A 23283-nucleotide genomic window follows, 5' to 3' on the forward strand; every position below is an offset into this window, starting at 1 on the left:
AACTCTAAGAGTTCTCCAAACCTCAAATAAAGAGAGTTACGTTTGCGTCCCGTGCTTCCTGAATATACGAACCTACAGCTCCCCATTCATCTATCCAGTCTGTTCGAAGCTCCTCTTTACTCAAGCCCATAATTTCCATGGTCATCTCGCAGGCAATTATCTTTCCGCCAAGTTCCTTGAAATCGTTCATCAGCCTTTCAAGTGAAGCAACATTGGCTTTATTCATTCTTTGTTTTTTCATCTGCCTGCCAAGCCCTAGCATATTCATTTTGGAGAGTGGCCCCTTATCAAGCTCTCCTTTCTTCAAGCGCATTAACCCCCAGAAAGTAAAATATATGGAGGCTTCCATACCCATTGCAAGAGCTCCGTTTGCAATTATAAGTGCGCTGTATACCTTATCCATGTCTCCGCTATGCAGGATAATAACAGTCTTTTCCCCCATGTTTTAATTCCCCTTCCGGCTTATCTCCGGATCTTAATCTCCCACTCTTTACCTCCTTCTTTATCTTCAATTTCCAGTACTGTGAGCCCCATTGCTTCGCAGGCCATAGGAATCTCTTTTCTTGATGCCGGATGTGTTCCCTTCACAATAACAAGATCCCCTGGAGAGGCTTTCTTTAAGGCTTTTCTGCATTCTACCAGAGGAACAGGGCAGGTCTGCCCTCTAACATCAATTTCCATTTCTGCCATTGTTCTTACCCCCAAAGTAAGAGAAACGGAAGGGTACTGACAACAATTCTGCCTTCTGCCTTTCCTTAAATTCATTATATTCCAAAAAATATATTATCGTTTCGTATTGAAAACCCCATCTGGGAAATGTTCTGTCTGGGGATTATTTCTCTTGTTGTGAGCTTTCTTTTCAGAGCGCTCTTCTGATCTTTTCCGAAACTTCTTTCAAATTGGCAGTATCAGGTTCAGTCCATACTATTGATTTTATTCCTCTCCCACCGTCTCCTTTTCTCCTGGGAATAACATGTACATGGACATGGGGAACCTCCTGTCCTGCGACTTTTCCATCATTGATTCCAATGTTCGATCCCTCTGCTGAAAATGCCTTCTCGATTGCAGCCGTAATCTTCCTTGTAGCCTCAAAAAGCGAAGCAACACTTTCCGCATCCATATCCGTAAACTTGCTAAAGTGTTTTTTAGGAGCTACCAGTGTATGCCCTTCGCTTGCCGGAAAAACATCAAGAAATGCAAAAACGGCAGTATCTTCATATACCTTCTCTGAAGGAACTTTTCCTTCTATTATTTTACAAAAAAGGCAGTCTTCTGTCATAACCATATCCCAGTAGAGTTTTACGAGATACGCTTATATCAGGGTTATGTTTCTTTCGAAAAATGTATATGCAAATAAAAAAATTATTTAAGTAATTGTTCCTTAACTGATTGAACCTGGAGCCTTAGCCCTTTGAACTAAATGAAAGGAACCTCTCATCCCGAGATGGAACTGGGCTGCAGAGCCACAAATCTAAGGAAAAGAGTATCATGCTGTTGCGGTTACATCGCAACTCTCAGAGATTTTCTATTTTTTTCTGGGACACCTTAGCTAAATTCTGGAAGTGAAATTAAATGATCGGTTATATTGCAGGTGCACTGACAACTGTAGCTTTTGCTCCACAGCTTCTAAGAGCTTTGACTACCAGGTCTACAAAGGATGTATCCCTGATGATGCTAATTTGCTCTACTTCAGGTATGTTTCTCTGGATGCTTCACGGTATCCTGGTAAATGATCCAGCCCTGATCACTGCAAACAGTATTTCTTTCGTACTTGCTTTCTTACTGCTGGGGCTCAAGATTAAAAATGACTATTTGGGTTTTGTCCTTAACTTTGGTAATAAGTATGGAAGATCTGGGAAGAATCTATTTATTTCTAGAAAATAATCTAGTGTCTAGCTATATATTTATGAATAATTAAATCAATTTTATTATAACAACTAAGATATGTACGTTCTTTACTGTGGGAGGTGAAGATAATAGCAAGAGTTTTAAGTGGAGCACTCATAGGTATGGTCTGTACTTTTGTCTTTTATTTCATTCCATTAGTAAACTCCATAGCTCCTTTTCTGGGAGGTCTTTTAGGAGGTTATTACGCAGACGGAGGTTCTGGAGAAGGGCTTAAGACCGGAGTTTTAATGACCGTTTTCATGATTATTCCGGGTTTTCTTCTTGGAGGAATTCTTGGATCGATACTCAGAGACGCCCCTGTACTTGGAGGACTTATAGCTGCCTCTGCATTTATAGTTACCATTGTCATCGTAGCTCATACCGCTGTGATAGGCATAATTGGTTCGGTAATTGGGGCTGTTCTGGCTGAAAGAGGAAAATTTTGACATTAGGGTCTTACTTCTAAAGTGAACTTCAGGAATATATAAGATATTAAGAATGTTTGCAAAATAATGTTTATTCAACAGTAAACATCTCTAATCCTGAAGAATATCACTTGTATAAACTTAAAAGAAAAACAAAAGAAAAACACAATAATTTTGAGTATAGTAAAAACATAGTAGTTTAGAGTATAATGAAAACACAAAAATCTAGATTAAAATACAGAAATTTAGGTGGTGTGTCAATTTTTCTGTAAAATAATAAATCTTAATAAGTTAGTAGTTGGAGAATCCAACAACAAGAGAACTAAAGTATAATCAGCATACAAAAACTTTGACTCTATATCTACAGAAAATTCGCTAAACTGCTAATTTCCCGTTAATTAGTTCTCTTTATTTATATCATCTTTGATTCTCGTTAACCATTTTTTTCTTTATTTTGTTAACCATTTTTTTCCTTTATTTTGTTAACCATTTTTTTCCTTTATTTTGTTAGCCATTTTTTTTCTTTATTTTAATCATCTTTTCAGCAGTTTTTCATACTTCCTTTCTTCCAGTTTGTTCCTTGATTAATTGGTTTTTATTGTTATTCGAAAGTGATTAATATAGTATTTACAGAATTGTTTTGTACCTATTGTAAGAAAAGAGTTTTACGAGAAAAAATGTCTTTCTAAAAATTGATTTTATATCTACCTTTACAACCGAATTTTTAGCCTAACTCTATGTTTTTCTATGATTCTGTAATTGATCCTATATACCATAATTAGACACAGCTATCATGTTTTATTTATCATTTTAGTGTTCTATTTCTAAGATACCTTTATATATTACTTTTCTCTATATAGTTCTCTTAAGATTAACTAAAATACCCTAGGGGGTTTATTTATTACCAAGGATAAAAGAAAAGTTCAGTTTACCGGAAACTCTACCTATATTGTGTCTCTCCCTATAAAATGGGTCCGAGATATAGGGCTTGAGGCCGGTGACACCCTTACGCTCACACCTATGCCTAATAAAACTCTGCTTGTCTCTTCAAGTGCGGTTTCAAAGGATCATTCCACCCTTAATGCAACCGTTGACTATGTTCACTCCGACAGTGCAGAAAATAATCTCAGGATTCTTATTTCTCATTATCTTGTAGGCTACGACATTATCAGACTGACTACCAAAAAAGGCTTCAGTGCCTATGACCGTAAGTTTATCAAAGACTCTGTGCGTCAGAAACTGATAGGACTTGAACTTATAGAAGAATCTAGGAATGAACTGGTCTTCCAATGCCTTCTGAACTACAATGACCTTCCCCTTGCCCGGGTAATTAGAAACATGTATGGGCTTGTGCTTTCCATGCTTGAAGACTCCATGACTGCTCTCAGGGATCACAATGTAGAGATTGCTGAAGATGTCATTCAGAGAGACGACGATGTGGATCGCTTTTATCTTCTTGCCGTCCGTCAGCTAAAGGCTTCTATTGAAGATATCGAGCTATCTGAAAAGATTGGAATCCGGCACCCTAGAGAATGCCTGGGATACAGACTTATTACGAAAAGTATCGAGCGTGTGGGAGATCATGCTGTAAAAATTGCAAAAAGTATCCTGAAAATGGGTTCCGGAGTCAGCGCTGATGACCCTATCTTTAAGATGGCTGAACTCTCCTGCAAGGTTTTTGAAAGCTCAATAGACTCAATGGCTGAGGAAGACCCGCAGGCTATTAATAAAATCGTCGTGGAGGCCAAGAAAGTTTCCCAATTCGGGGTTTCTTTGGAACCGCAGAATTGTGAAGGTCCAGGCAATATTGAACTTAGCATGATCCTGGAAAGTCTCAGGCGGGTTTCGGAGTACAGTGCTGATATTGCAGAAGTTGCAATCAACATGAACATTAAAAGAGTTTAAACCTCAAAGGTTTGGACTTCTACTCTTTTTCTACTTTTCTTTACTTCTTTTCTACTTTTCTTTACTTCTTTTCTACTTTTCTTTACTTCTTTTCTACTTTTCTTTACTTCTTTTCTACTTTTCTTTACTTCTTTTCTACTTTTCTTTACTTCTTTTCTACTTTTCTTTACTTCTTTTCTACTTTTCTTTACTTCTTTTCTACTTTTCTTTACTTCTTTTCTACTTTTCTCTACTCCTTTTCTCTCCTTTTCTATTTTTCCCTACTCCTTTTTTATTTTTCTCTGCTCCTTTTCTACTTCTTTTCTATTTCTACTTCTATTCCATTTCTAAATTTTTTCTCTGTTGCTCTTCTATCTCCTTTGTCCATATTCTGCTTCCTTTACTTTCGTTCCTCTTTTTCACACGAATGCTTTCCTGAACTGATATGTCCCGAGAAGCACCATGATTCCGGCTCCTATAGCAAGGCCTATAAGTCCCTGAACAGGTATCCCTCCTTGAAACAAGATCCTTGTGCTGTCTATTGCATAACTTACCGGATTGAGCCTGGCTAGAGCCCTCAACCAGACAGGCATGACATCATAGGGCATGAGTGCACTGCTTGTGAAGAACAAAGGCATGCTGATCATGCTGTTAACAGCCGCATAGCTGTCATGGTCACTTAAATACAGTCCTATCATAGTTGAAAGAGCAGAAAAAACCACTGAAAATAAAAACAGTGTAAGATATATCAGAAATATATGCACAGGGTTCAATATCCTTACTCCAAGAAGAGTAGCTATAAGGAGTATCACAGTTGCCTGCATCAGGCCCCTGACACTGATAAAGAGTATTTTTCCATATAGTATACTTTCCCTTGGAGAGGGCATGGCCATGAACTTATTCAGAAAGCCCAGTATTTTATCAAAAATCATTAGAGAACCGCCCTGCAGGGAGGAGAAGAGCATAGTCATGACAAGGATTCCGGGAGTGATAAACTCAAGGTAATTTTCCGTAAACTTTGTTGGCAGGGCAAGCCCTACAAATATCAGCCATGCTGCAGGCATTACAAGAGAAGAAATAACAGTAACCTTTCCTCTTAGCCATTTTACGAGATCCCTCTCAAAATAGTAATATACTGCTCTCATCATCTTCGCCTCAGAAGGTTTCTGAACTGTGTTGAGTTAAACCCAGCCTGCTCTTCAGGGGTTTTAACGTTTTCAAGGAAAACATCATTAAGGGAGGCATTTTCTCCTATTGAGCTTGTAAGGTTTTCAGGAGAGCCAACAACCGCGATATGTCCTTTATCGATAATCGCAACCCTGTTACAGTATTTTTCTGCTTCTTCAAGGTAATGCGTAGTCATGAAGATGGTCATCCCTTCGGCCTTAAGCATTCTGATATGCTCCCAAATCTTCTTTCTGCCACTCACATCCAGTCCAAGGGTCGGTTCATCCAGAAACAAAACCTCCGGCTCGTGTACAAGCGCCTGAGCAAGTTCAAGACGTCTTCTCATTCCTCCGGAGTATGTTGCTACAAGGTCGCCGGCACGATCTGAAAGCCCCATCATTTCAATCACTTCATCTACCTTTGAACTCCTATTAGGGATGCCGTAGAGTTTTGCATAAAGCTGTACGTTTTCCCTACCTGTGAGTTTTCTGTCAACTGCCATATCCTGAGGGACATAACTTATCTTTGACCTTACTTTTTTGGACTCTTTTACTATATCGTATCCGCATACTTTTGCAGTACCGCTGCTGGGTTTTAGTAGAGTTGTAAGCATCATAACTGTCGTACTTTTGCCTGCCCCATTAGGACCAAGAAGGCCAAAGATCTCGTTTTCGATTTCAAGATCCAGATTATCCACAGCAACCAGGTTTCCGAAGGATCGGGATAATTTTTTTATTTCTATCACAGGTATCCTCCTGCAATTGCATAAACAGGCCTTAAACCTGAAGTATAATAAATCCCGCTTGTATACATATTGTAAATAAGCTTCATAATCACAACACTTATGGCTGTAAAAACACAGACTGCAACCACTATCTTATCAATGTCCGAAAACTCTAGTTTTTTAAGAGATGTCCGGTCCGGGTTTGCCCGAAAAGCTCGACTCTGAATCGAGATCGCAAGGGTTCCGGTTCTCCGTACACAGTTTGCAAGAGTCGGAGTCAATATATTGAGTAATGTTTTTATGATTCCTGACCCGAACTTTGTCGGATTAAATCCTCTGAGCCGCTGAACTGTTATCACGGTAGCTACTTCGGTGATTATTATTGGTAAAAATCTTACTGCTGTGATCACCATAAAAGCTACGCTGTAAGGAACCCTGAGTCCGACCAGGCCATTTAACATATCTCTCGAGTCCGTGGTCCAGCACATCAACAGCCCAAGAGAAAGGATTGAAGCCGATCTAAGTCCCTGAACTGCGCCGTGATGAAATCCTTCCTCATAAACGAACAGTCCGCCGCCTGTCAACCAGCCCAGAATCGGGAATTCAGGACGGATTATGGTAAAAATAACAGTTCTCGGGAGTTGAGAGTAAAAGAGAGCCTGTGAGTAAATAGTTCCCCATATCAAAAGTACGAGCAATATAACCAGGGTCTTGATCTTTATTGCCGGCATTTTTGCAAGTACGAATCCTGAGAGTACAGTAAGAAACAATAAAAACATTGTTTTCTGGTTATCCAGGGATACAGCGACAAAAACTATGGAAATCAGAATAAGAATCTTAGCTCTTGGGTCTATCCTGTTAATAACTGTATCCTTAATTGTCGGTTCTGCAATTGATCTAGCACCTATCATGCTATCATCCCACGTCCCTTTAATGTTCTTATATCATCCAGTATATCTCTTTAATATTTTATATCGCACATTTCTCTTCAACACCTTATGTTTCAGTATTTCTCTTTAACACCTTATGTTATCAGCATCTCTCTTCAACACCTTATGTTATTAGCATCTCCTTTCAACACCTTATGTTTCAGTATTTCTCTTTAACACCTTATGTTATTAGCATCTCCTTTCAATATCTTACGTTATCCCGCATCTCCCTTCAACACTTTATCCCTTCAGCACTTCTGGAAGTCAGTGTTTTCACAAGTTCTTTAACTGAAAAGGCGTTGATTCCCAGATGATTTGCGATCTCAACAACCGGAGGTTGGGTAAGCGAGGCCTTTCTGAGGCTTTCAGTGTCTTTTATAACTTCTTTTCCCTTTCCGTCTGCTATGATCTTCCCATCATTCATCACCAGGATTCTTGTAGCATAAGACATGGCTACCTCAATGTCGTGTGTGCAGAAAATCAGTGTAGAATTATTATTTTTGAAAAAGTCCATCATTTGTTCTATGTTCATTCTATCCTGCCCTGTTGTGGGTTCATCGAGAAGAATAAGTTCGGGGTTTATGGAAATTACCGAGGCAACGGCTGTTCTGAGTCTCTGTCCCCTGCTCAGTGCCTGGGGGAGGTCGTACCTGAAAGGAAGAATTGACATGGCTTCAAGAGAATTTTTTACCCTTTCCTCAATATTACTGTACTTTAATTGAACAGGTCCGAATCTTGCTTCTTCCTCAGCTGAGTCACAGAAGAGCATAAGGTCAGGGTTCTGGAACACAAATCCGACCTTACCTGCAAAGGAATATGGATTCTTGGACCTTGTGTCCTCTTCAAAAACCTTCACGCTTCCTTTATCTGGTTTGAGAATAGCTGCAAGATGTAAAAGCAGAGTCGATTTTCCCGAACCGTTCGTGCCCATAATCGCGACTCTCTCACCTTTATTGATTTCTAGATTTATTCCTTTCAGTACCATTTTGTTTTTCTCGTATCCTGACCATAGGTCCTGGATTGAAACAATAGAACTTCTATTGTTTTTACAATCATTGTTTTCATAACCATTGTTTTCAGAGTTGTTATTTTCAGAGTTGTTATTTTCAGAGTTGTTATTTTCAGAGTTGTTATTTTCAGAGTTGTTATTTTCAGAGTTGTTATTTTCAGAGTTGTTATTTTCAGAGTTGTTATTTTCAGAGTTGTTATTTTCAGAGTTGTTATTTTCAGAGTTGTTATTTTCAGAGTTGTTATTTTCAGAGTTGTTATTTTCAGAATTGTTATTTTCAGAATTGTTATTTTCAGTAGAAGGTTTCCTTGAACTGTTCTTGATTACTACAGTACTTTTCTCTGGATTCGGAGAGGGCTGAAAAATATTAATATTTTTTCTAAAATCTTCCGTGTCCAGTAAGGCAAGAGCCCCACTGACACTCAAAGGACTGGCTTTGATTCCAAGACTATGGCAGAGTTCAACAGGTTCGGGAATCCGAAGTCCAAGTCTGTAAAATACTTCAAGATGATCAAAAGCTTTCGAGGCAGGTTGATCAAAGACTATCTTTCCTTCGTCCATTATGACAATTCTGTCTACAAAGGGTGCAAGCTCGTGTAGTCTGTGTTCAACTAGCAGAATAGTCGTTTTCAGTTTCCTGTTGAGTTCTCTTACCGTATTCAGGACTTCATGCGTACCCCTGGGGTCCATCTGGCTTACAGGCTCATCCATAGCAAGGACCTCAGGCGCCATTGCAAGCATGCTTGCAATGCAGATTCTCTGTTTCTGTCCTCCGGAAAGTGAATTTGTGGAAGCCAGCCTGTGACCGGACATCCCTACGATTTTCAGGGCTTCTTCTACCTTTCTATCAATTTCTTTTCGCTCGAAGCAGAGGTTTTCAGGCCCAAAGGCTACTTCATCCTCAACGGTTGTAGAAAAAATCTGATCATCCGGGTTTTGAAACACAAGGCCTACTTCTTTCGAGATTTCAATCTGGTTTGATTCAGTGGTTTCCATCCCTTTGATTTTCACACTACCTGAAAATATCCCACCTGATTCGTGAGGGATGATCCCGTTTAAGGTTTTCAATAAAGTACTTTTTCCACATCCTGTAGGCCCTGTTAGGAGAACAAATTCTCCTTTTTCGACTCTAAGGTTGATTCCCTTTAAAGTTGGCTCCGATCTTCCAGGATAAGTATACCATAGGTCTTTAATTTCTATCATTATACCACAACCGCAAACCACAACCTTTTCAAAAAAAGGTTTGATCGAAAGCTTCTGGCAGCGATGCAAACCTTTCCGAGGGAAAGCTTGACCAAAGGCCAGAAAAGTCTGACTAAAGTTCTCGTCATTCTGCCACCTTTTTCAGTCTATTTCCAAGGCTTATTCCAAACCAGGTTCCTATGAATGTGTAGAGGAATCCGTCTATCAGGATATTTGCAGCTATGTACCAGTCGCTGTAGAAAAGTCTGTAGAGGACCATCCAGACACTGAAGGATACATAGCTACTGGCCATGTCAGCAAACCCGCAAAGAATTCCCATCCTGAACCTGTTATCCGGAGCTGGATTTTTACCGGTTATACCTGCAGTATACAATAAAAGTTCCAGAATTACCGCATTGACGGACAATGTTATGAAAGTTATAGGAGTGAAACTCCCTGTTATAAAACCTCCGAGTAGAAATCTGACTGTCATAAAGAGGCTTATTACTCCTGGTTTTGGGATCAGTACTACAAGAGAAGTAATGAGCATGTAAAGTAAAATCTCATTGAAGAGTCCTGTGAACAGGAAACTGAATGGCCCGAAGATCGCATGGGATAACTCCCACAGGATGGTCATGGGCAGGTTTATTGCTGCAAAAGAAACGGTGCCGAAAAGGGCAATCATCACAAGGTTGCGGGTTTTAAACCTGTCCATTATCTCTCTGGGTCTTGAGAAGAAAAAGCCCAGAGCAGTAAGTCCTAGCAAAGAAGCGGTAAAAGTAGTTATTATAGGCCCCCACCGTCTTGATATTGCAGTAATTTTTTGATCTTTTGTCACTGCAATCCAGTCGCTGCCTGTGAGTTTTACTTTAACCCTCAGAAGGTAGTCTCCTCCCATTGCATCCTGAGATATATAGATGGGAAGGCTTATCAGTGAACTTGAACCTGGTGAGAGGGTTACGGTAGCATAACACAAAGTGTCTGCGTTCATTCCCATAATATCGGGTTTAAACGCTTTTACATGCTCACCTGTTTTTGTGTCAAGAATATCATATGTGACTATGACAGGAATTGTACTGTTCCCGGTATTTGTAATCTTTATCCCCATGTAGGTCGAAGTAAGGTCTTCTTTCTCGATCTTCAGGTCCGTAACCTTAAGCAGCTTTTTGAGTGCAGGAGATGTTTCCTGGACAACCAGAGTATTTAAAGGGTGGCTGGGATCTCCATTTCCGTCTTCATCTGACGGTACTATGAGCTGGGATACTGAGACTTTATTTGCGACTTCTTTTTTTGACGCAATTTTAAGCTGGGTTGTACGTACAATAGTGTGTTTTGTTCCCTTAACATCAACGACTGCTTTTGCAGTTATGTTGTAAGTCCCGCAGGGCGTGTCCGCAGGTATATAAAAATCAACAAGCCTGTACCAGTCATCATACTCGGTCTGAAGTGAAAATGAATGAACTGAAGCTTCATGAAGCACAAAACCTTTCGGTAAGTCAAGTTCCACTGTCACATTCATATCGCCATCATAATAGCTTTCAAAAAAAAGATATGCAGAGAGCGTGCTGTTTCCGACTGCAAGGCCATTTCCTTCTACCCCATGAGGGACCTGAATTATGAAAGTAGTCATATCTTCAGGTTTGAAATCCTCCTGCTGAGCCTGTGCAGCTACGGGCTGTAGAATTAGCACAAGTATTAGGAGGAGAAAACCTCTATTTTTCATTCCGCTACCTTTTTGTTATTTGAGGATTTTTCGGATTTCCTGCATTTTTGCGTTCCAGTCAGGGACATCTTCTGAACTAATTATATCGACAGCTCCACCCTGAAACTCTCCTTCTCCTGCCAGTTCTTCCATCCAGCTCTCAATTTCGAGATAAGACATTTTCAACTCTTCAAGAAGCTCGGGGTCAGGATTCCAGAGCCCTCTTGACTGCGCTTCAAGGAGCCTCCTGGACATTTCCTCCAGGGCATAGGGGTTGTTCTCTTCAAAGAAGCGGCGCATCTCTTCGTCAAGCACGAAGGCCTTTGTGATATCATCAAAAATCCAGTCGTCCACCTCCTGGGTAGAAGCCTCCCAGCCATAGACCCTTCCAACCCTTTTTGAAATGTCCTGTGCGCCTTTATATCCGTGTTGTTTCATGCCTTCGATCCATTTCGGATTTAAGAGCCTGGCTCTTACAACCCTTCGCAGTTCGTCAGCCATGTCCCTGACTTCAACGTGCTGAGGTTCTCGAGTATCACCAAAGTAAACTTTTACATCTCTTCCGGAAGCCTGCTTAGCTGCAGCTGTAAAGCCTCCGTGGACTCCAAAGTAACAGCAGCACCCTAAAAGGTCGTACTCGTCACTTACCACTTTATTAAAGGTAGCATCCACGGTCTTAAGGCTTGAAGCAAGTTGAGTATGGGCTTCCTTGCCTTTTATATCCTTTCCATATGCATACCCATTCCAGTAAAGGAAGATGTCTGCCAGGTCTTTTTCATCTTTCCAGGCACTTGCATAGACTGCAAGCTGAACTCCGGCCGAATAAGTCCCTGGCTTGCTTGAAAAGATCCTTAAGGTAGCATCCCTGGAACTCGTTCCATCTTCAATCATCCGAAGACTGTGTTTTCTTGGGTAATTCATCTCCTCAGGTTCATCAAGGGAAGCCACTGCCTGAATTGCTTCGTCTATGATCTCAAGACAGTTTGGGAAATTATCCCGTAGAATTCCTGAAACTCGGATTGTAATATCAATTCTGGGCCTGCCAAGTTCTTCAAGGGGAATCACGGAGAACCCTTTCAGCTGCCCATTGCTAAACCATACTGGTTCAACCCCAAGCAAGCTCATAATCTGGGCCATTCCCTCTCCATCAGCCCACATTACATCATTTGCCATCCAGTAAAATCCCACATTCTCAGGATACCGGCCTTCGTCTTTGATGTGCTTATTAATCAGAACCTCTGAGAGCTGCTGTCCTACTCTCCAGGCAGCTTTTGTCGGAATCTTTTTCGGGTCAAGTGAATAGAAATTCCTGCCTGTTGGCAGCACGTCATCTCTTCCACGCATAATAAGGCCTGAAGGGCCTGCAGGGATATACCCTCCATCAAAGCCGTGCAGAAGAGCTTCAATTTCAAGTGAGTCATCTGTTCTGGATTCAAGATCAAGAATTCTGCTGCAAATCGAAGCTGCATCCTGAAGAAGTGCGGAATTTATACCCGTATCTCTGATATTTTGCTCTCCAAAGCTTTTTCCTTCAAAAACTTCTTTAATTATCCTGGTTGGCTCTATTTCAGGGTTATTTATCCCTTCATCGATATTTTGCTCTTCAGAGCTTTTTTCTTTGACATTCTGTCCTTCAGAGCTTTTTTCTTTGACATTCTGTCCTTCAGAGCTTTTTTCTTTGATAATGTGCCCTTCATATCTTTTTTCTTTGACATTCTGTCCTTCAAAGCTTTCTTCTTTGATAATGTGCCCTTCATAGCTTTCTTCTTTGATAATGTGCCCTTCATATCTTTTTTCTTTGACATTCTGTCCTTCAAAATCTTTTCCATCAAAAATCTCTTTGATTATCCGGGCTGGCTCTTTTTCAGGGTTATTTATAAATGTTCTTATAAAGTCTTTAGAAAGGGAGTCTATTTCTTCAAGCAACTGTCCGTTTGATTTTCCGTTTTCGGAAATCAGGCTCTGGTCAGAGATCAGTTCATCCAGGTCAAGTTCCAGAAGTCCTGCAATCAACCTTCTAATCGAGACTTTGTTTCCCACACTTCCCTGGTCATCATACCTTAAAACCGAGTTTATGAATTCGACTTTTTTCTCGCCTTCGGGGACCTGTCCAAAGATGTGCATCCCATTATGTATCTGGCTGTTTCTTATTTTTCCAAGAACTTCGTGTGCTTTTCTTACTATTTCTTCAAACGGAGTCTGATGATCGGCTTTTATCTCGGAATTCAGATTAGATTTTTTGATTTCGTCAAGGATCAGGTGCTTCAGGGCATGCTCACGTCCCCTGTCGTGTTTCACCTGTTCGTATTCTCCAAGCAGCCTGTCAAGTTCTGCCAGGTTTTCGTAAAGTCCTCCTGAGTTCATGACAGTCTGCATATGGTCTATCAAACAAGCAAGGCTTCGGCGTTTGGCAATTGTACCTTCCGGAGGATTGTCAGAATTATAAATATAAAGGTGGGGAATAGTCCCGATACTTATGTCAGGATAGCAGTCTTCTGAAAGCCCAACTCCTTTTCCAGGCAGGAACTCAAGGTTTCCATGGGTTCCCACATGTACGAGCACATCGGCTCCGAATGTGTCTTCAAGATACCTGTAAGTTGCAAGGTACTGATGGGTTGGCGGAACTTCAGGATCGTGAAGGATTTTGCAGACTTTTCCGTCACATCTGGCACCTGCGCATCCCCGCTTTGGCTGTACGCAAACCACGGTGTTTCCATACTGCACTCCTGTTACAACGATCTTATTATCATAGACCATAGCTGCAGGAATACCATCTACTTCTTCTCCAGGAGGATTTCCCCAGCCCTCAATTACTCTTTGCCTCACCTTCGGGCTCAGGGTATTGAAAAATTTCTCGTATTCTTCTTTTTCCACAAAAGCCAGTACTCCACCGTTTTTCACTATCTCATTAATAGGAGTCCACCTAAACTCGGAAATTGCTTTTCTCTTGAGAATGGTTTCAATGAGGTCTTTTCCGTTTTCAGGAGGATTGACGGCATAACCTGCTTCTTGCATCCGGTTCAGTATTCTTGCCACGCTTTCAAGAGAGTCCAGATTTGCAGCGTCTCCTACCGAGCCTTCAACACCTGTGCAGGGTCTATTGTGCAGGATAAAGGCAACTTTTCTCCGGTTGATCGGTTTTTTCCTGAGTTCGGTCCATTTTAAAATTCTGGATGCAAGTTTTGAGCAGCGGTCCTCTATAGGAAAACGCCCCATATAGTTTCCTTCTTTTTTGCCTGCTCCTATTATGATAGGCTCAATTCCGCCCTCAAACTCTGGAAGAGCTACACTCCATCCAATCTCACTGCTTAATCCCATTGATTCCTGCCATTCTTCAACAGTCATATAGTGTGAAATTACAGGCTGGAAAATAGGGACGTCAAGTTTTCTCAGGACTTCTATGCCTTTTGCTGCGCAGGATATATTTCTCTCTTCGGTTTTACTGCTTGCAATAAAAAAAGGAGATAGTTTTATAAGACAATCTATTATAGGCCTGCTGTTTTTTATGAAATAATCCTCTATGACCTCATTCATTCCCCTGCTTCCAAGCTCTTTATCTTTCAATGAGTATGCAAAAACAGGGACAACCGATAGGTTGAGCTTTTCTAGCTTTCTTATCAGAGCATTTTCTATCTCGAGTTCGTTGTTTACCCAGGAAGTCCTGGAGATAAGCAGACCCACGGTTTTATCTTTCAAAGGCCCGTACCATTTAATATACTCTTCAAAGTTTGAGAATCTATTCTCTGCGTCCGGATGATATAACCCGTCCCATGGTATCTTTTCCGGTGGTTTTGTTTCAATCTTGCATCCTAAAACTTCTTTTAAAATATAACGCAGCATATTGGCAAAGTTTTCCTGTCCTCCATAGATTATATAAGAAAAACATGTAGCTGCAATCTCAAGTTTCACCGAAGAGAGGGTAAATGAGGAGGGGTCACTCCCTACACAGATTACAGGTACCCTCGTTTTTAACGGTTCAAGCTTTTCGTAGAACTCTTCCCAGAACGGGTTTGATATATAGTATAGAAAAACCGCATCCGCGTGTTCGCATTCAAGAAGTACCTTCTCAGCTTCTTCCGGATTATCTTCCAGTATTTTTGAATAGTGGGCTTCAAGCTCTATGCCAAGGTCTCCTGCAGCTTTGAGGAGAGTGGGAATGTAGGAATTCCACGTTATTGAAACAATTTTCATGTTTTTCTCCTCTCATGTAAGAACATGCACTTTATACTCTCCAAGCACTGTGCCGTCATCAAGCCTTGCAGGAGCTTCCAGGGCTGCAATATACTTGCCATCAGGGGAGATATCAGATGCTATTGTAATCCCTTTGGTATTATAAACCTGGACAAGTTTGGAGTTTGAACCTCCGCTTTTTGATATGTCAAAGACATATACTCCGTGGACATTTCTATCCTCGGTCACCAGGTTCTGGGATATAGGGACAACGAGATACCTGTCATTCATTGCACATTCCCCTGCATAGCCATCCACTCTCCATTTCCACAGCAGGTTGCCGTCAGTATCATAGGCAAAGATGCTGTTTCCATTAGGATGTTCTATAGGAGCATCGTTGTTTTTGTCTTTGGAGAATGTGCTGCCTATTGAGAAAATAAGGGTATTGTTGATAATGTATGCATAATTCGCACTACCGTAAATAGGGACTCCGCTTACTACAACCGGGGTTGAAATGTTTGCTTGCCATCCTATTTCCGGTGTACCTGTTTCCATGCTCTTTGAATTATTAAATAAAAAGGCTCGTCCATCACTGGTCATTGTTATTATATTTTTACCATCAGGAGTAATCTGGGTACTGTACCATATTGCAGTATAGTCAAAAAATGGTTTAAGAGGCGGGATTGAATAGTTCCAATATTCCTTTCCGGTATTTCCATCCAGAACATGTACAGTTCCTTCTTTCCATTTGTCGGCGTTTGCAAAGTTGGTAGTGCCGAAAACAGAGTATTTTCCGTCAGGGGTTGTATCAACCCATGTAACTCCTGAGTCCATAAGTTCGGATTCAGGGAATTTCCAGCGTAAATTGCCTTCAGGGTCAAAGGAATAAACTCTTCCTAAATATTTGTATTCCTCTCCTATGTAGCCGCAAGCTCTACTGGCAGCAACATAAATATTTCCTTTTGAATCCAGTTTTATTTTTTTCATGGCTGGCATGTGGTCAAGATCTGAACCCAGGTCTTGTCCTGCTCCATATTTCCAGATTTCTTTGCCATTTAAATCAAAGCAGTGAATAAAAGCATCCGGACTATCTTCTCCTACAATCAGATGTTTTCCATCCCCTGAAAACTCTATATCTGAAATTCTTGCATCAGCTATGCCTTTAACAAGCTGTGTTTCCCAAACCTTTTCACCTGTTGCAAGCTCTATAAGTTTCAGAGAACCTCCTTGAGTCCCAATAGCAAGATACTTGCTGTCAGGGGAGAATTTAATCATGCCTTCTACATTTTCTGTAGTTTTATCTATCGATCCTGGAGTAACATCCTCAAGTTTTACAGCATACTCTTCTTTCAAAGCAGGTTTTTCAGGAGCGTACACTTCCAGATCACTTTTTGCCCCGCTGCCTGTGATTACTTCAAACTTATATTGAGTATTGGGTTCCCAGTCAAAAGCTACAAAGACCTGGTTCTCGGTTTTTCCAATATCTATTGACTCTGCCGAATTATTAACAGAAGAAATTTTTACCTGTGAAATTTCTGCCTCTTTTCTTAGAGTAATCAGAGCTCCGGTTCTGGAAAATACTATAGAGTCTATGGATACCCCGACATCGGAATTGCCCGTTTCCTCTATATTCTGGGCACCTTCGGAAGCCTGAGCAATTTTACCATTTTCTGATTCCTGGCCTTTTTCAGCGCATCCGGCAGTAATTACAGTTAGAATAAGCAGGACTATCAAAACTTTCCATTTCATTCTCTCACCTGACAATTATTAACCTGTGTTTCCCAATCACATTCCCGTTTTCAAGCTTTAGAGGAGCTTCAACTGCAGCAACTGTGCAGTCGGAAGAAATCGCAGAATCTAAAATAACGCCTTCAGTGTTAAATCTCCAGATTAGCCTTGAATTACCGTTTCCGGATTTTTGGTTATCAAAAACATGAACTCCATGAACCTGAGTATTACCTGAGGACGAGTCTTTTCCGACTGGCAGGACAAAAAATCTCATATCCGGAGAAAAGAAGATCCCTGCACAGCGTCCTCCGAGATTATAGGTCCAGGAAGTGTTTCCTTTTTCAGTATCACATGACACAAGAGAATTCTCAAGGGGATGCGCCATTGGTATGTTATCGGGATAATATGCAGGAAGTGTGGCTCCTGTAAGGTAAAGTATCTCATTTTTACTGGAAATTTTTGCAGCTTCCCCATAGGCATAGATATGACTTCCTTCAACTTCCTCTGGAACTGTTACATTGGACTGCCAATCATAGGTGTCCCATGATGTCTTTCCGTCTCCTGGGGTTTTCATGTCCCATGCTGTTTTCCCATCTCCTGGTCTCATCATCTCGGAATCGTAAAAAAGGTATTTTCGTCCATCCCCGGTATAGGCAGTTACCACGGATCCATCATCTGAAATATCAAGTCCGTGCCAGATAGCTGCAGAAACAAAGTAAGGCTTAAGAGGAGGAATTTCATATTTCCAGCGGAGGTTTCCACTGTCATCCACGGAATAGACAACTGCATCAAGCCCAAGGGAATTTGTCCAGTCCCCGGTTGAAAAAACCACATTTTTTCCATCCTGGCTTGAATCAATCCAGTTTACACTCTGAGCATAGTTTTCGGTTGCAGGCAGTTTCCATGAAAGAGTGCCATCCGGACTGAACCTGTACACTCTTGAAGCCAGCCCGTACTCGGACTCTTTCCAGTATCGACCTGCTGCAATGTATACAGCATCATCAGAAGCCGTTATTTTGTATATGCAGGGCTGATATTTTGAGTTCGTACTGGTTCCCAGGTCATCGGCACTTCTATAACTGTGAATTTCATTTCCTGTGGCAGCATCCAGATAATAAATGTATCCGTCAGTACTCTTTTCCCCTGCAAGCAGATATTTTCCTTCTTTCGAGAACGAAATGTCCGAGATATTTCCTCTTAAAGTCTTTTCCCAGAGTAGCTTTTTGCCTGACACGTCAATAACTGTCAGTTTTTTCCCTGTCCCGACAGCTACATGCTTCCCATCCCGGGAGTATGCCACACAGTCCTGGACAGTCGATCTTCCTTCACTGAGATTATCTGGAGTTATATTTCCAAGTTCATACTCCCAGTAAAGGTAAGGAGAAGATTTTTCAGAAGAGGTTAGGTTTTCCTGACTGAATTGACTGCTTTCGTGACTGCTCGCAATTTCTGAGATTTCTTCACTGCTATTGTTTTCTTTTTCATTAGATGTTAAAATATGTGAAGATGTGCATCCCGAACAGACTAGAAACACTACTGAAAATATAATTATCAGTATAATACTACTCTTTTTCATTTTCAGACTCCTTTGATTACTCTTTGTTATCCGTATATCTTCAGGTCTGAGATACTCAAAATGTTCTGATGTTGCGTACTGTTGTCACCAAAACCTGCACTCACTTTTTCAATTTTTATATTTTCAGCAGGCCCGCAGTACTTTTCATAATCTTCAGCAAGATTTCTTTCAACTGAACTCATTGGAATTCCTGAGATTATAATAGATGGCGAAAAACGCCTTCGATTTTCCTGATCTCTATAATATTCACCTTCGGATTGAGGATTCATGCTTCCCGCTGCAACATAGTAAATAGACTTGTGATCACTGAATGTCACTTTTAGCCAGAGACTGAATTTATTCAGGTCCTGTCCGTTCCAGTTCCATGAAATTTTTCCTGGTGACAGGCTCATATTTTTACTCCAAATCCCTTCCCCTGTCTGTGACGAATTTGTTGTTTCTAGATGCAGTGCCCCATTTTTGCATCTTAGAAACTCTCCTTCAAAATTACAATTTTTAAAGTCTTCCTTGTATACGTTTTTTTTATCTGGCACAATCTGAGAATAAATTATCAAGCCTGCAAGGCCCAGGACTATAAATCCGAACATTATAGTCTTTCTGGAAATCATAATTGACCCATATAGGAGGTGATTAATAAATATTTCGAAAATATTCTTAAATCCTCTCATATAGTAATAATAAAATAAAAATTATAGTTACTATATCCCAAAATTATGGCTACGACATCTAAAAATTATAGCTACTATGTCCAATTCAATTTTTCTGCGATACTAAGTTACTATTTTAATTTTCGACTCGACAATTAGTTTATTCTTAATATTCTCGTAATTTACACTATCAGTAAGACCTGGTAATAGTTACTGTTCTTCCGGGTACTCTATGAAATAAGTTTTATTACTTTGTATTCTTCTTCAACACTACGATTTTTTTTTATATTATAATAATTACTTTTTCTAATTAAAAACAAAATTGATATATATTGCTACTATATTCTTCACATTTATGACTAATTGCAACAAAATGATTAGAATCACTATCTATTTTTATATTATTTTTGTTATCTCAATTATTTTAATTGCTATTAATCCTGTGGAAGGTGCTATTGAACAACGAGGCCCTATTATAGATATTTCAGCCGGAGAACATACAATTCTTAACGGGGAAAATTGCCCCGGATTTTATTATTCAACGTCTACCGGCACGTACTATGAGTCTTTGGAGCTTAATTTCTCTAAAAACGGGTTTGTTGATGCGGGAAATGCAACTTATACCTCAAAAATCGTTTATGGTTCAACGGCTTTCTTTGGGAAGAAGTATAAGGTTTTTGAAGATGGTTTGATCACCGAGAACCTTGTTAGCTATGGAAGTCGTGATCTTCAACGAGGAAATGATTATGATCTGGGAAATGGCTACAAACTGGTGCTTCAGGGGGTAAACAATGATTCTGCTCTCATAGAACTTCAGAAAAACTCCGTCCCGGTTACTGCGAAATCTCTTGAAGAAGGTTCAAAGTTCAACTTCAATGCTACAATAAACGGCACTAAGTATACAATTCTGGAAGGAACTCTCTATCGGGTTCTTGACAGTAAGGACCCGATTGTGAGTCTCACGAGTGTAAACCAGTACTCGACCGAACCTATTGAGATTAACGTTGGGGACCAGTATGGTAATTTCGAGGTCACTGAGGTTACAGATGAAAAAATCGAACTGAAAAACAGAGTGTCTATCCAGATGAGTCCTGGAAATTATGTTACTATCCTTAAAGATTTGATCGATTTCAGGGTGGCTGATTCTGTATACAGGGCATGTTCTTACAATATGACTAAAGATGTTATCAAGTCATATCAGATAAAAGGCACATCTTTAACTGTAAACCGCTCGGATTCTTCTCCGGATTCCTGCGTCTGGACTGCTGATTCTTTTGGTATGCTCTATTATGATCTTGAAAACAATTTCAGTACAGAAAGACTTGAACTCAATCTTAATACTGAGGACGAATGGATTCCAAAAGGAGGTCTGGTTTATAAATCTTCACCTGTCAAAATTCAATATAAAAGCCCGGAGATGAGGAATTATGGGGAAAACGCTTTTGATGGTGGATATTCTGTGCTTGGATGGGATGGTGAGAAATATGCATATCTTGGAGACGATCAGGGATTTATAAATGTCCTTATGGATGATGACAATGGCAGAAGTCTCTATTCCGGTGAAGAATGGAACCTTGGAGAAGGGTATACTCTGAAAGTAGATGACATAGAGTCGGATAAAGTCCATCTGACGGTTTTAAGAAATAATGTTGCTGTTTATTCAAGTATAATCTCTCCCGGGAAGTCAGCCGATCTGGGTACACATACTCTCCTGTATAATAAGACAGTAAATGGTATTGAAGTCCCACTCCTTTCCGTATATGTGGATAATGTCCTGGAAGGAAACGGAACCTCTGGTGTAAGCTTAAAATATCCTTTGCACTTTTCCGAAAGCCCTCTTGAAATAAGGGTCGGGGATATGTTCGGGGCACTTACTGTTGTTGAAACTTCCCCTGAAATCCGGCTTGAAAACGAAAATTCTCTCAATTTCGGTTCGGACCTCGAGGTTACAGAAGAGATCCACCTCGGCTCTTTTGAAAAGAAGACAGGAGAAAATCTCAATGTTACCTTTTTCCCTTTCATGAACAAGGTGGAAAATGTGGATTCCGTTCTTCCTACGGTTACTAAGTGGTCTATCCCGGTTATGAGTGTTGAAGAATACCTTATCGGAAATTGAAATATATTGAGGTTAAACCATGAAAAACCATAACATTACTATTTACCCTTTTACTGCAATAGTCGGGCAGGAGAAAATGAAAAAAGCCCTGATCCTGAATGCTATTAATCCGAAAGTAGGAGGGGTTCTTATCAGGGGTGAAAAAGGTACTGCCAAGTCAACGGCTGTCCGGGCACTGGCCAATCTCCTGCCCGAAATCGAGGTAGTAGAAGGCTGTAAATTCCATTGTAGTCCTCATGATGTAAATGCAATGTGTGAAGAATGCCTGGATAAGGTAAAAGCTGGGATTCTTAAGAGTTCTTCCATAAAAATGAAAGTTGTGGATCTGCCTGTAAGTGCTACCGAAGACCGTGTTGTAGGGACTCTTGATATCGAACATGCCATCAAAAAAGGGGAAAAACGCTTTGATCCCGGGGTACTTGCCCATGCTCACAGGGGTATCCTGTACGTGGATGAGATTAATCTTCTGGATGACCATCTTGTAGATGTGCTCCTGGACTCTGCGGCAATGGGAATAAACACCGTTGAAAGAGAAGGAATTTCTTTCTCTCACCCTGCAAATTTCGTGCTTGTAGGAACCATGAACCCCGAAGAAGGAGAACTTCGACCCCAGTTACTTGACCGTTTCGGTTTATGCGTGGATATAAAGGGGATCATGGATGTAGCCAGACGGGTGGAACTTATCAAATACAGGCTCAGTTATGAGACCGATCCTGAAGCTTTTGCAGTAAGTTGGCAGGCTGCAGAGTCCGAGCTTTGCGGGCAGATTCTTCTGGCACAGAAATTACTTCCTGAAGTGAGGATCTCGGATAGCATGCTTGAGTTGATCAGCCAGATCTGTGTTGATATGGGAGTCGACGGGCACAGGGCAGATATCACAATGATGAAAACCTCAATCACTCTTGCAGCTTTCAACGGCAGGACTGAGGTTCTTGAAGAGGATGTAAAGGAAGCTGCAGAGTTAGTCCTTCCTCACCGTATGCGCAGAAAACCGTTTGATAATCATTCTGATAAGCAGGATAAGCTGAATGAGAGTATAGAGAAACAAAGGGAAAAAGAAAAGGAAAATAAAAAAGAAAAGCAAAAAGAAAAAGATAAAAATAAAAATGAACAGCAAAAAAAAGAGCATAATGAGCAATCCGGAAAAGCACAGGCTCACCCAGAAGAGCAGAAATCAGATAACCCTCAGGACAGCACCGGGGAACAGCCGGATGCTTCCTCCGAAACTATTTTTACAACAGGAGCGAGTTACCAGATAAAGCAATTTTCTCCCGATTTTCAAAGAAATAACCGAAACGGGTCCGGTCGACGCAGCAAAACCCTGACGAAATCCAAACAGGGCAGGTATATAAAGAGTAAGATTCCCGAGGAAAAAATCACGGATCTGGCTTTTGATGCTACCTTAAGGGCAGCTGCACCTTACCAGCTTGTAAGGGAAAAAAACGGAAACTCCATAGTAATTCATGAATCGGATTTCAGGCAAAAAGTCCGTGAGAAAAAGATAGGTAACTTTGTACTTTTTGTTGTGGATGCCAGCGGTTCTATGGGGGCTCAACAGCGGATGGTAGCTTCTAAAGGTGCAGTGCTTTCAATGTTGATGGATGCCTACCAGAAACGTGATAAGGTTGGGCTTATTGCTTTTAAGGGAGCAGGAGCAGAGCTGGTGCTGCCGCCAACATCCAGCGTGGAAATGGCACAAAAGTATCTGGAAGAATTGCCAACAGGAGGAAAGACTCCACTTTCACATGGGCTTATGAAAGGCTATGAAACCATAAAGGCAGAACTTCTGCGCGATCCTGACACCTGTCCGTTTATGGTTCTGATCTCTGACGGAAGAGCAAATGTCAGTATGAACGGTGAACCTCCTCTCCAGGAGTCAAAAACGATAGCTTCTATGTTTCGAAGTGAATGCATACAGTCGGCAGTTATTGATACGGAAAGCAGCATAATTAAATTCGGGCTTGCTCAGGAAATTTCAAGTGCTCTTGGAGCCAGATATCTTGCACTTGAGGACCTGAAGGCAGATTCAATAGTTGAAGCTGTTCGAACTTCGGCCCCTTTTGAATTCTCGGTTTCTTCAGGCAGCTTTTCGGCTTGAAGTTCTTCTTTTATGGAAACTTTTAACTTGAAGTTCTTT

Annotated in this window: 17 protein-coding genes; 5 read left to right on the forward strand and 12 right to left on the reverse strand. The window is 40.8% G+C overall.

The annotated features are described in order from the left end of the window. Nucleotides 1–22: 22 nt before the first annotated feature. The 3 genes from ASJ81_RS13980 to ASJ81_RS13990 all read right to left on the reverse strand — a co-directional run bounded on the left by ASJ81_RS13980 (nt 23) and on the right by ASJ81_RS13990 (nt 1279). Nucleotides 23–442 carry a DsrE/DsrF/DrsH-like family protein gene (locus ASJ81_RS13980; RefSeq protein ID WP_095644934.1) on the reverse strand — a complete coding sequence of 140 codons (420 nt, stop codon included), beginning with the start codon at nt 440–442 and terminating at the stop codon, nt 23–25. Between the two features lie 20 nt (nt 443–462). Further along, the gene (locus ASJ81_RS13985) at nt 463–690 is read right to left on the reverse strand and encodes a sulfurtransferase TusA family protein (protein ID WP_048107715.1); all 228 of its coding nucleotides are present in this window, start codon (nt 688–690) and stop codon (nt 463–465) included. Between the two features lie 169 nt (nt 691–859). Then, nucleotides 860–1279, reverse strand: coding sequence for an HIT family protein (locus tag ASJ81_RS13990; RefSeq protein WP_095644935.1), 420 nt, complete (start codon nt 1277–1279; stop codon nt 860–862). Nucleotides 1280–1572: 293 nt separating this feature from the next. Here ASJ81_RS13990 and ASJ81_RS13995 point away from each other — a divergent pair, with 293 nt between their 5' ends. The 3 genes from ASJ81_RS13995 to ASJ81_RS14005 all read left to right on the forward strand — a co-directional run bounded on the left by ASJ81_RS13995 (nt 1573) and on the right by ASJ81_RS14005 (nt 4217). Further along, nucleotides 1573–1884: a SemiSWEET family sugar transporter gene (locus ASJ81_RS13995; RefSeq protein WP_095644936.1), complete on the forward strand. Its 312-nt coding sequence runs from the start codon at nt 1573–1575 to the stop codon at nt 1882–1884. 83 nt (nt 1885–1967) lie between these two features. Beyond that, entirely contained in the window at nt 1968–2333 is a 366-nt protein-coding gene (locus ASJ81_RS14000; RefSeq protein WP_080942266.1) for a DUF5518 domain-containing protein, read from the forward strand. Between the two features lie 879 nt (nt 2334–3212). Then, nucleotides 3213–4217 carry a phosphate signaling complex PhoU family protein gene (locus tag ASJ81_RS14005; RefSeq protein ID WP_095644937.1) on the forward strand — a complete coding sequence of 335 codons (1005 nt, stop codon included), beginning with the start codon at nt 3213–3215 and terminating at the stop codon, nt 4215–4217. 398 nt (nt 4218–4615) lie between these two features. Here ASJ81_RS14005 and ASJ81_RS14015 read toward each other — a convergent pair whose 3' ends face one another. The 9 genes from ASJ81_RS14015 to ASJ81_RS14055 all read right to left on the reverse strand — a co-directional run bounded on the left by ASJ81_RS14015 (nt 4616) and on the right by ASJ81_RS14055 (nt 18991). Continuing rightward, nucleotides 4616–5341 carry an ABC transporter permease gene (locus ASJ81_RS14015; protein WP_170943319.1) on the reverse strand — a complete coding sequence of 242 codons (726 nt, stop codon included), beginning with the start codon at nt 5339–5341 and terminating at the stop codon, nt 4616–4618. After that, a complete protein-coding gene (locus tag ASJ81_RS14020; RefSeq protein WP_095644939.1) occupies nt 5341–6108 on the reverse strand; it encodes an ABC transporter ATP-binding protein in 768 nt (255 codons plus the stop codon). Before ASJ81_RS14020 ends, ASJ81_RS14015 begins: the two co-directional genes overlap by 1 nt. Beyond that, nucleotides 6105–6998, reverse strand: coding sequence for an energy-coupling factor transporter transmembrane component T family protein (locus ASJ81_RS14025; RefSeq protein WP_095644940.1), 894 nt, complete (start codon nt 6996–6998; stop codon nt 6105–6107). The genes ASJ81_RS14020 and ASJ81_RS14025 overlap by 4 nt, the downstream gene beginning before the upstream one ends. 250 nt (nt 6999–7248) lie before the next feature. After that, complete coding sequence (locus tag ASJ81_RS24840) at nt 7249–9228, reverse strand: ABC transporter ATP-binding protein (RefSeq protein WP_095644941.1); 1980 nt, start codon at nt 9226–9228, stop codon at nt 7249–7251. Between the two features lie 124 nt (nt 9229–9352). Further along, nucleotides 9353–10930: a hypothetical protein gene (locus tag ASJ81_RS14035; RefSeq protein ID WP_095644942.1), complete on the reverse strand. Its 1578-nt coding sequence runs from the start codon at nt 10928–10930 to the stop codon at nt 9353–9355. Nucleotides 10931–10945: 15 nt separating this feature from the next. Next, nucleotides 10946–15100, reverse strand: coding sequence for a cobaltochelatase subunit CobN (cobN, locus tag ASJ81_RS14040; protein ID WP_095644943.1), 4155 nt, complete (start codon nt 15098–15100; stop codon nt 10946–10948). A gap of 12 nt (nt 15101–15112) precedes the next feature. Then, on the reverse strand, nt 15113–16828 hold the full coding sequence (locus tag ASJ81_RS14045; protein WP_095644955.1) for a WD40 repeat domain-containing protein: 1716 nt from the start codon (nt 16826–16828) through the stop codon (nt 15113–15115). Nucleotides 16829–16832: 4 nt separating this feature from the next. After that, complete coding sequence (locus ASJ81_RS14050) at nt 16833–18383, reverse strand: WD40 repeat domain-containing protein (protein WP_095644944.1); 1551 nt, start codon at nt 18381–18383, stop codon at nt 16833–16835. 26 nt (nt 18384–18409) lie between these two features. Beyond that, nucleotides 18410–18991, reverse strand: a complete 582-nt coding sequence (locus ASJ81_RS14055; protein WP_095644945.1) for a hypothetical protein — start codon at nt 18989–18991, stop codon at nt 18410–18412. A gap of 481 nt (nt 18992–19472) precedes the next feature. Here ASJ81_RS14055 and ASJ81_RS14060 point away from each other — a divergent pair, with 481 nt between their 5' ends. Then, nucleotides 19473–21146: an S-layer protein domain-containing protein gene (locus ASJ81_RS14060; RefSeq protein WP_245860172.1), complete on the forward strand. Its 1674-nt coding sequence runs from the start codon at nt 19473–19475 to the stop codon at nt 21144–21146. A gap of 19 nt (nt 21147–21165) precedes the next feature. Further along, entirely contained in the window at nt 21166–23244 is a 2079-nt protein-coding gene (locus tag ASJ81_RS14065) for a putative cobaltochelatase (protein WP_095644947.1), read from the forward strand. Nucleotides 23245–23283: the final 39 nt, after the last annotated feature.

The organism is Methanosarcina spelaei (genome assembly GCF_002287235.1).
Classification (GTDB): Archaea; Halobacteriota; Methanosarcinia; order Methanosarcinales; family Methanosarcinaceae; genus Methanosarcina; species Methanosarcina spelaei.

Bases quoted from the DNA above. Each gene is read 5' to 3' on its own strand.
- ASJ81_RS14035 (WP_095644942.1), bottom strand. From the start codon at position 10,930: ATGAAAAATAGAGGTTTTCTCCTCCTAATACTTGTGCTAATTCTACAG.
- ASJ81_RS14055 (WP_095644945.1), bottom strand. From the start codon at position 18,991: ATGATTTCCAGAAAGACTATAATGTTCGGATTTATAGTCCTGGGCCTT.
- ASJ81_RS13985 (WP_048107715.1), bottom strand. From the start codon at position 690: ATGGCAGAAATGGAAATTGATGTTAGAGGGCAGACCTGCCCTGTTCCT.
- ASJ81_RS14050 (WP_095644944.1), bottom strand. From the start codon at position 18,383: ATGAAAAAGAGTAGTATTATACTGATAATTATATTTTCAGTAGTGTTT.
- ASJ81_RS14045 (WP_095644955.1), bottom strand. From the start codon at position 16,828: ATGAAATGGAAAGTTTTGATAGTCCTGCTTATTCTAACTGTAATTACT.
- ASJ81_RS13980 (WP_095644934.1), bottom strand. From the start codon at position 442: ATGGGGGAAAAGACTGTTATTATCCTGCATAGCGGAGACATGGATAAG.
- ASJ81_RS13990 (WP_095644935.1), bottom strand. From the start codon at position 1,279: ATGACAGAAGACTGCCTTTTTTGTAAAATAATAGAAGGAAAAGTTCCT.
- ASJ81_RS24840 (WP_095644941.1), bottom strand. From the start codon at position 9,228: ATGATAGAAATTAAAGACCTATGGTATACTTATCCTGGAAGATCGGAG.
- ASJ81_RS14015 (WP_170943319.1), bottom strand. From the start codon at position 5,341: ATGAGAGCAGTATATTACTATTTTGAGAGGGATCTCGTAAAATGGCTA.
- ASJ81_RS14025 (WP_095644940.1), bottom strand. From the start codon at position 6,998: ATGATAGGTGCTAGATCAATTGCAGAACCGACAATTAAGGATACAGTT.
- ASJ81_RS14065 (WP_095644947.1), top strand. From the start codon at position 21,166: ATGAAAAACCATAACATTACTATTTACCCTTTTACTGCAATAGTCGGG.
- ASJ81_RS13995 (WP_095644936.1), top strand. From the start codon at position 1,573: ATGATCGGTTATATTGCAGGTGCACTGACAACTGTAGCTTTTGCTCCA.
- cobN (WP_095644943.1), bottom strand. From the start codon at position 15,100: ATGAAAATTGTTTCAATAACGTGGAATTCCTACATTCCCACTCTCCTC.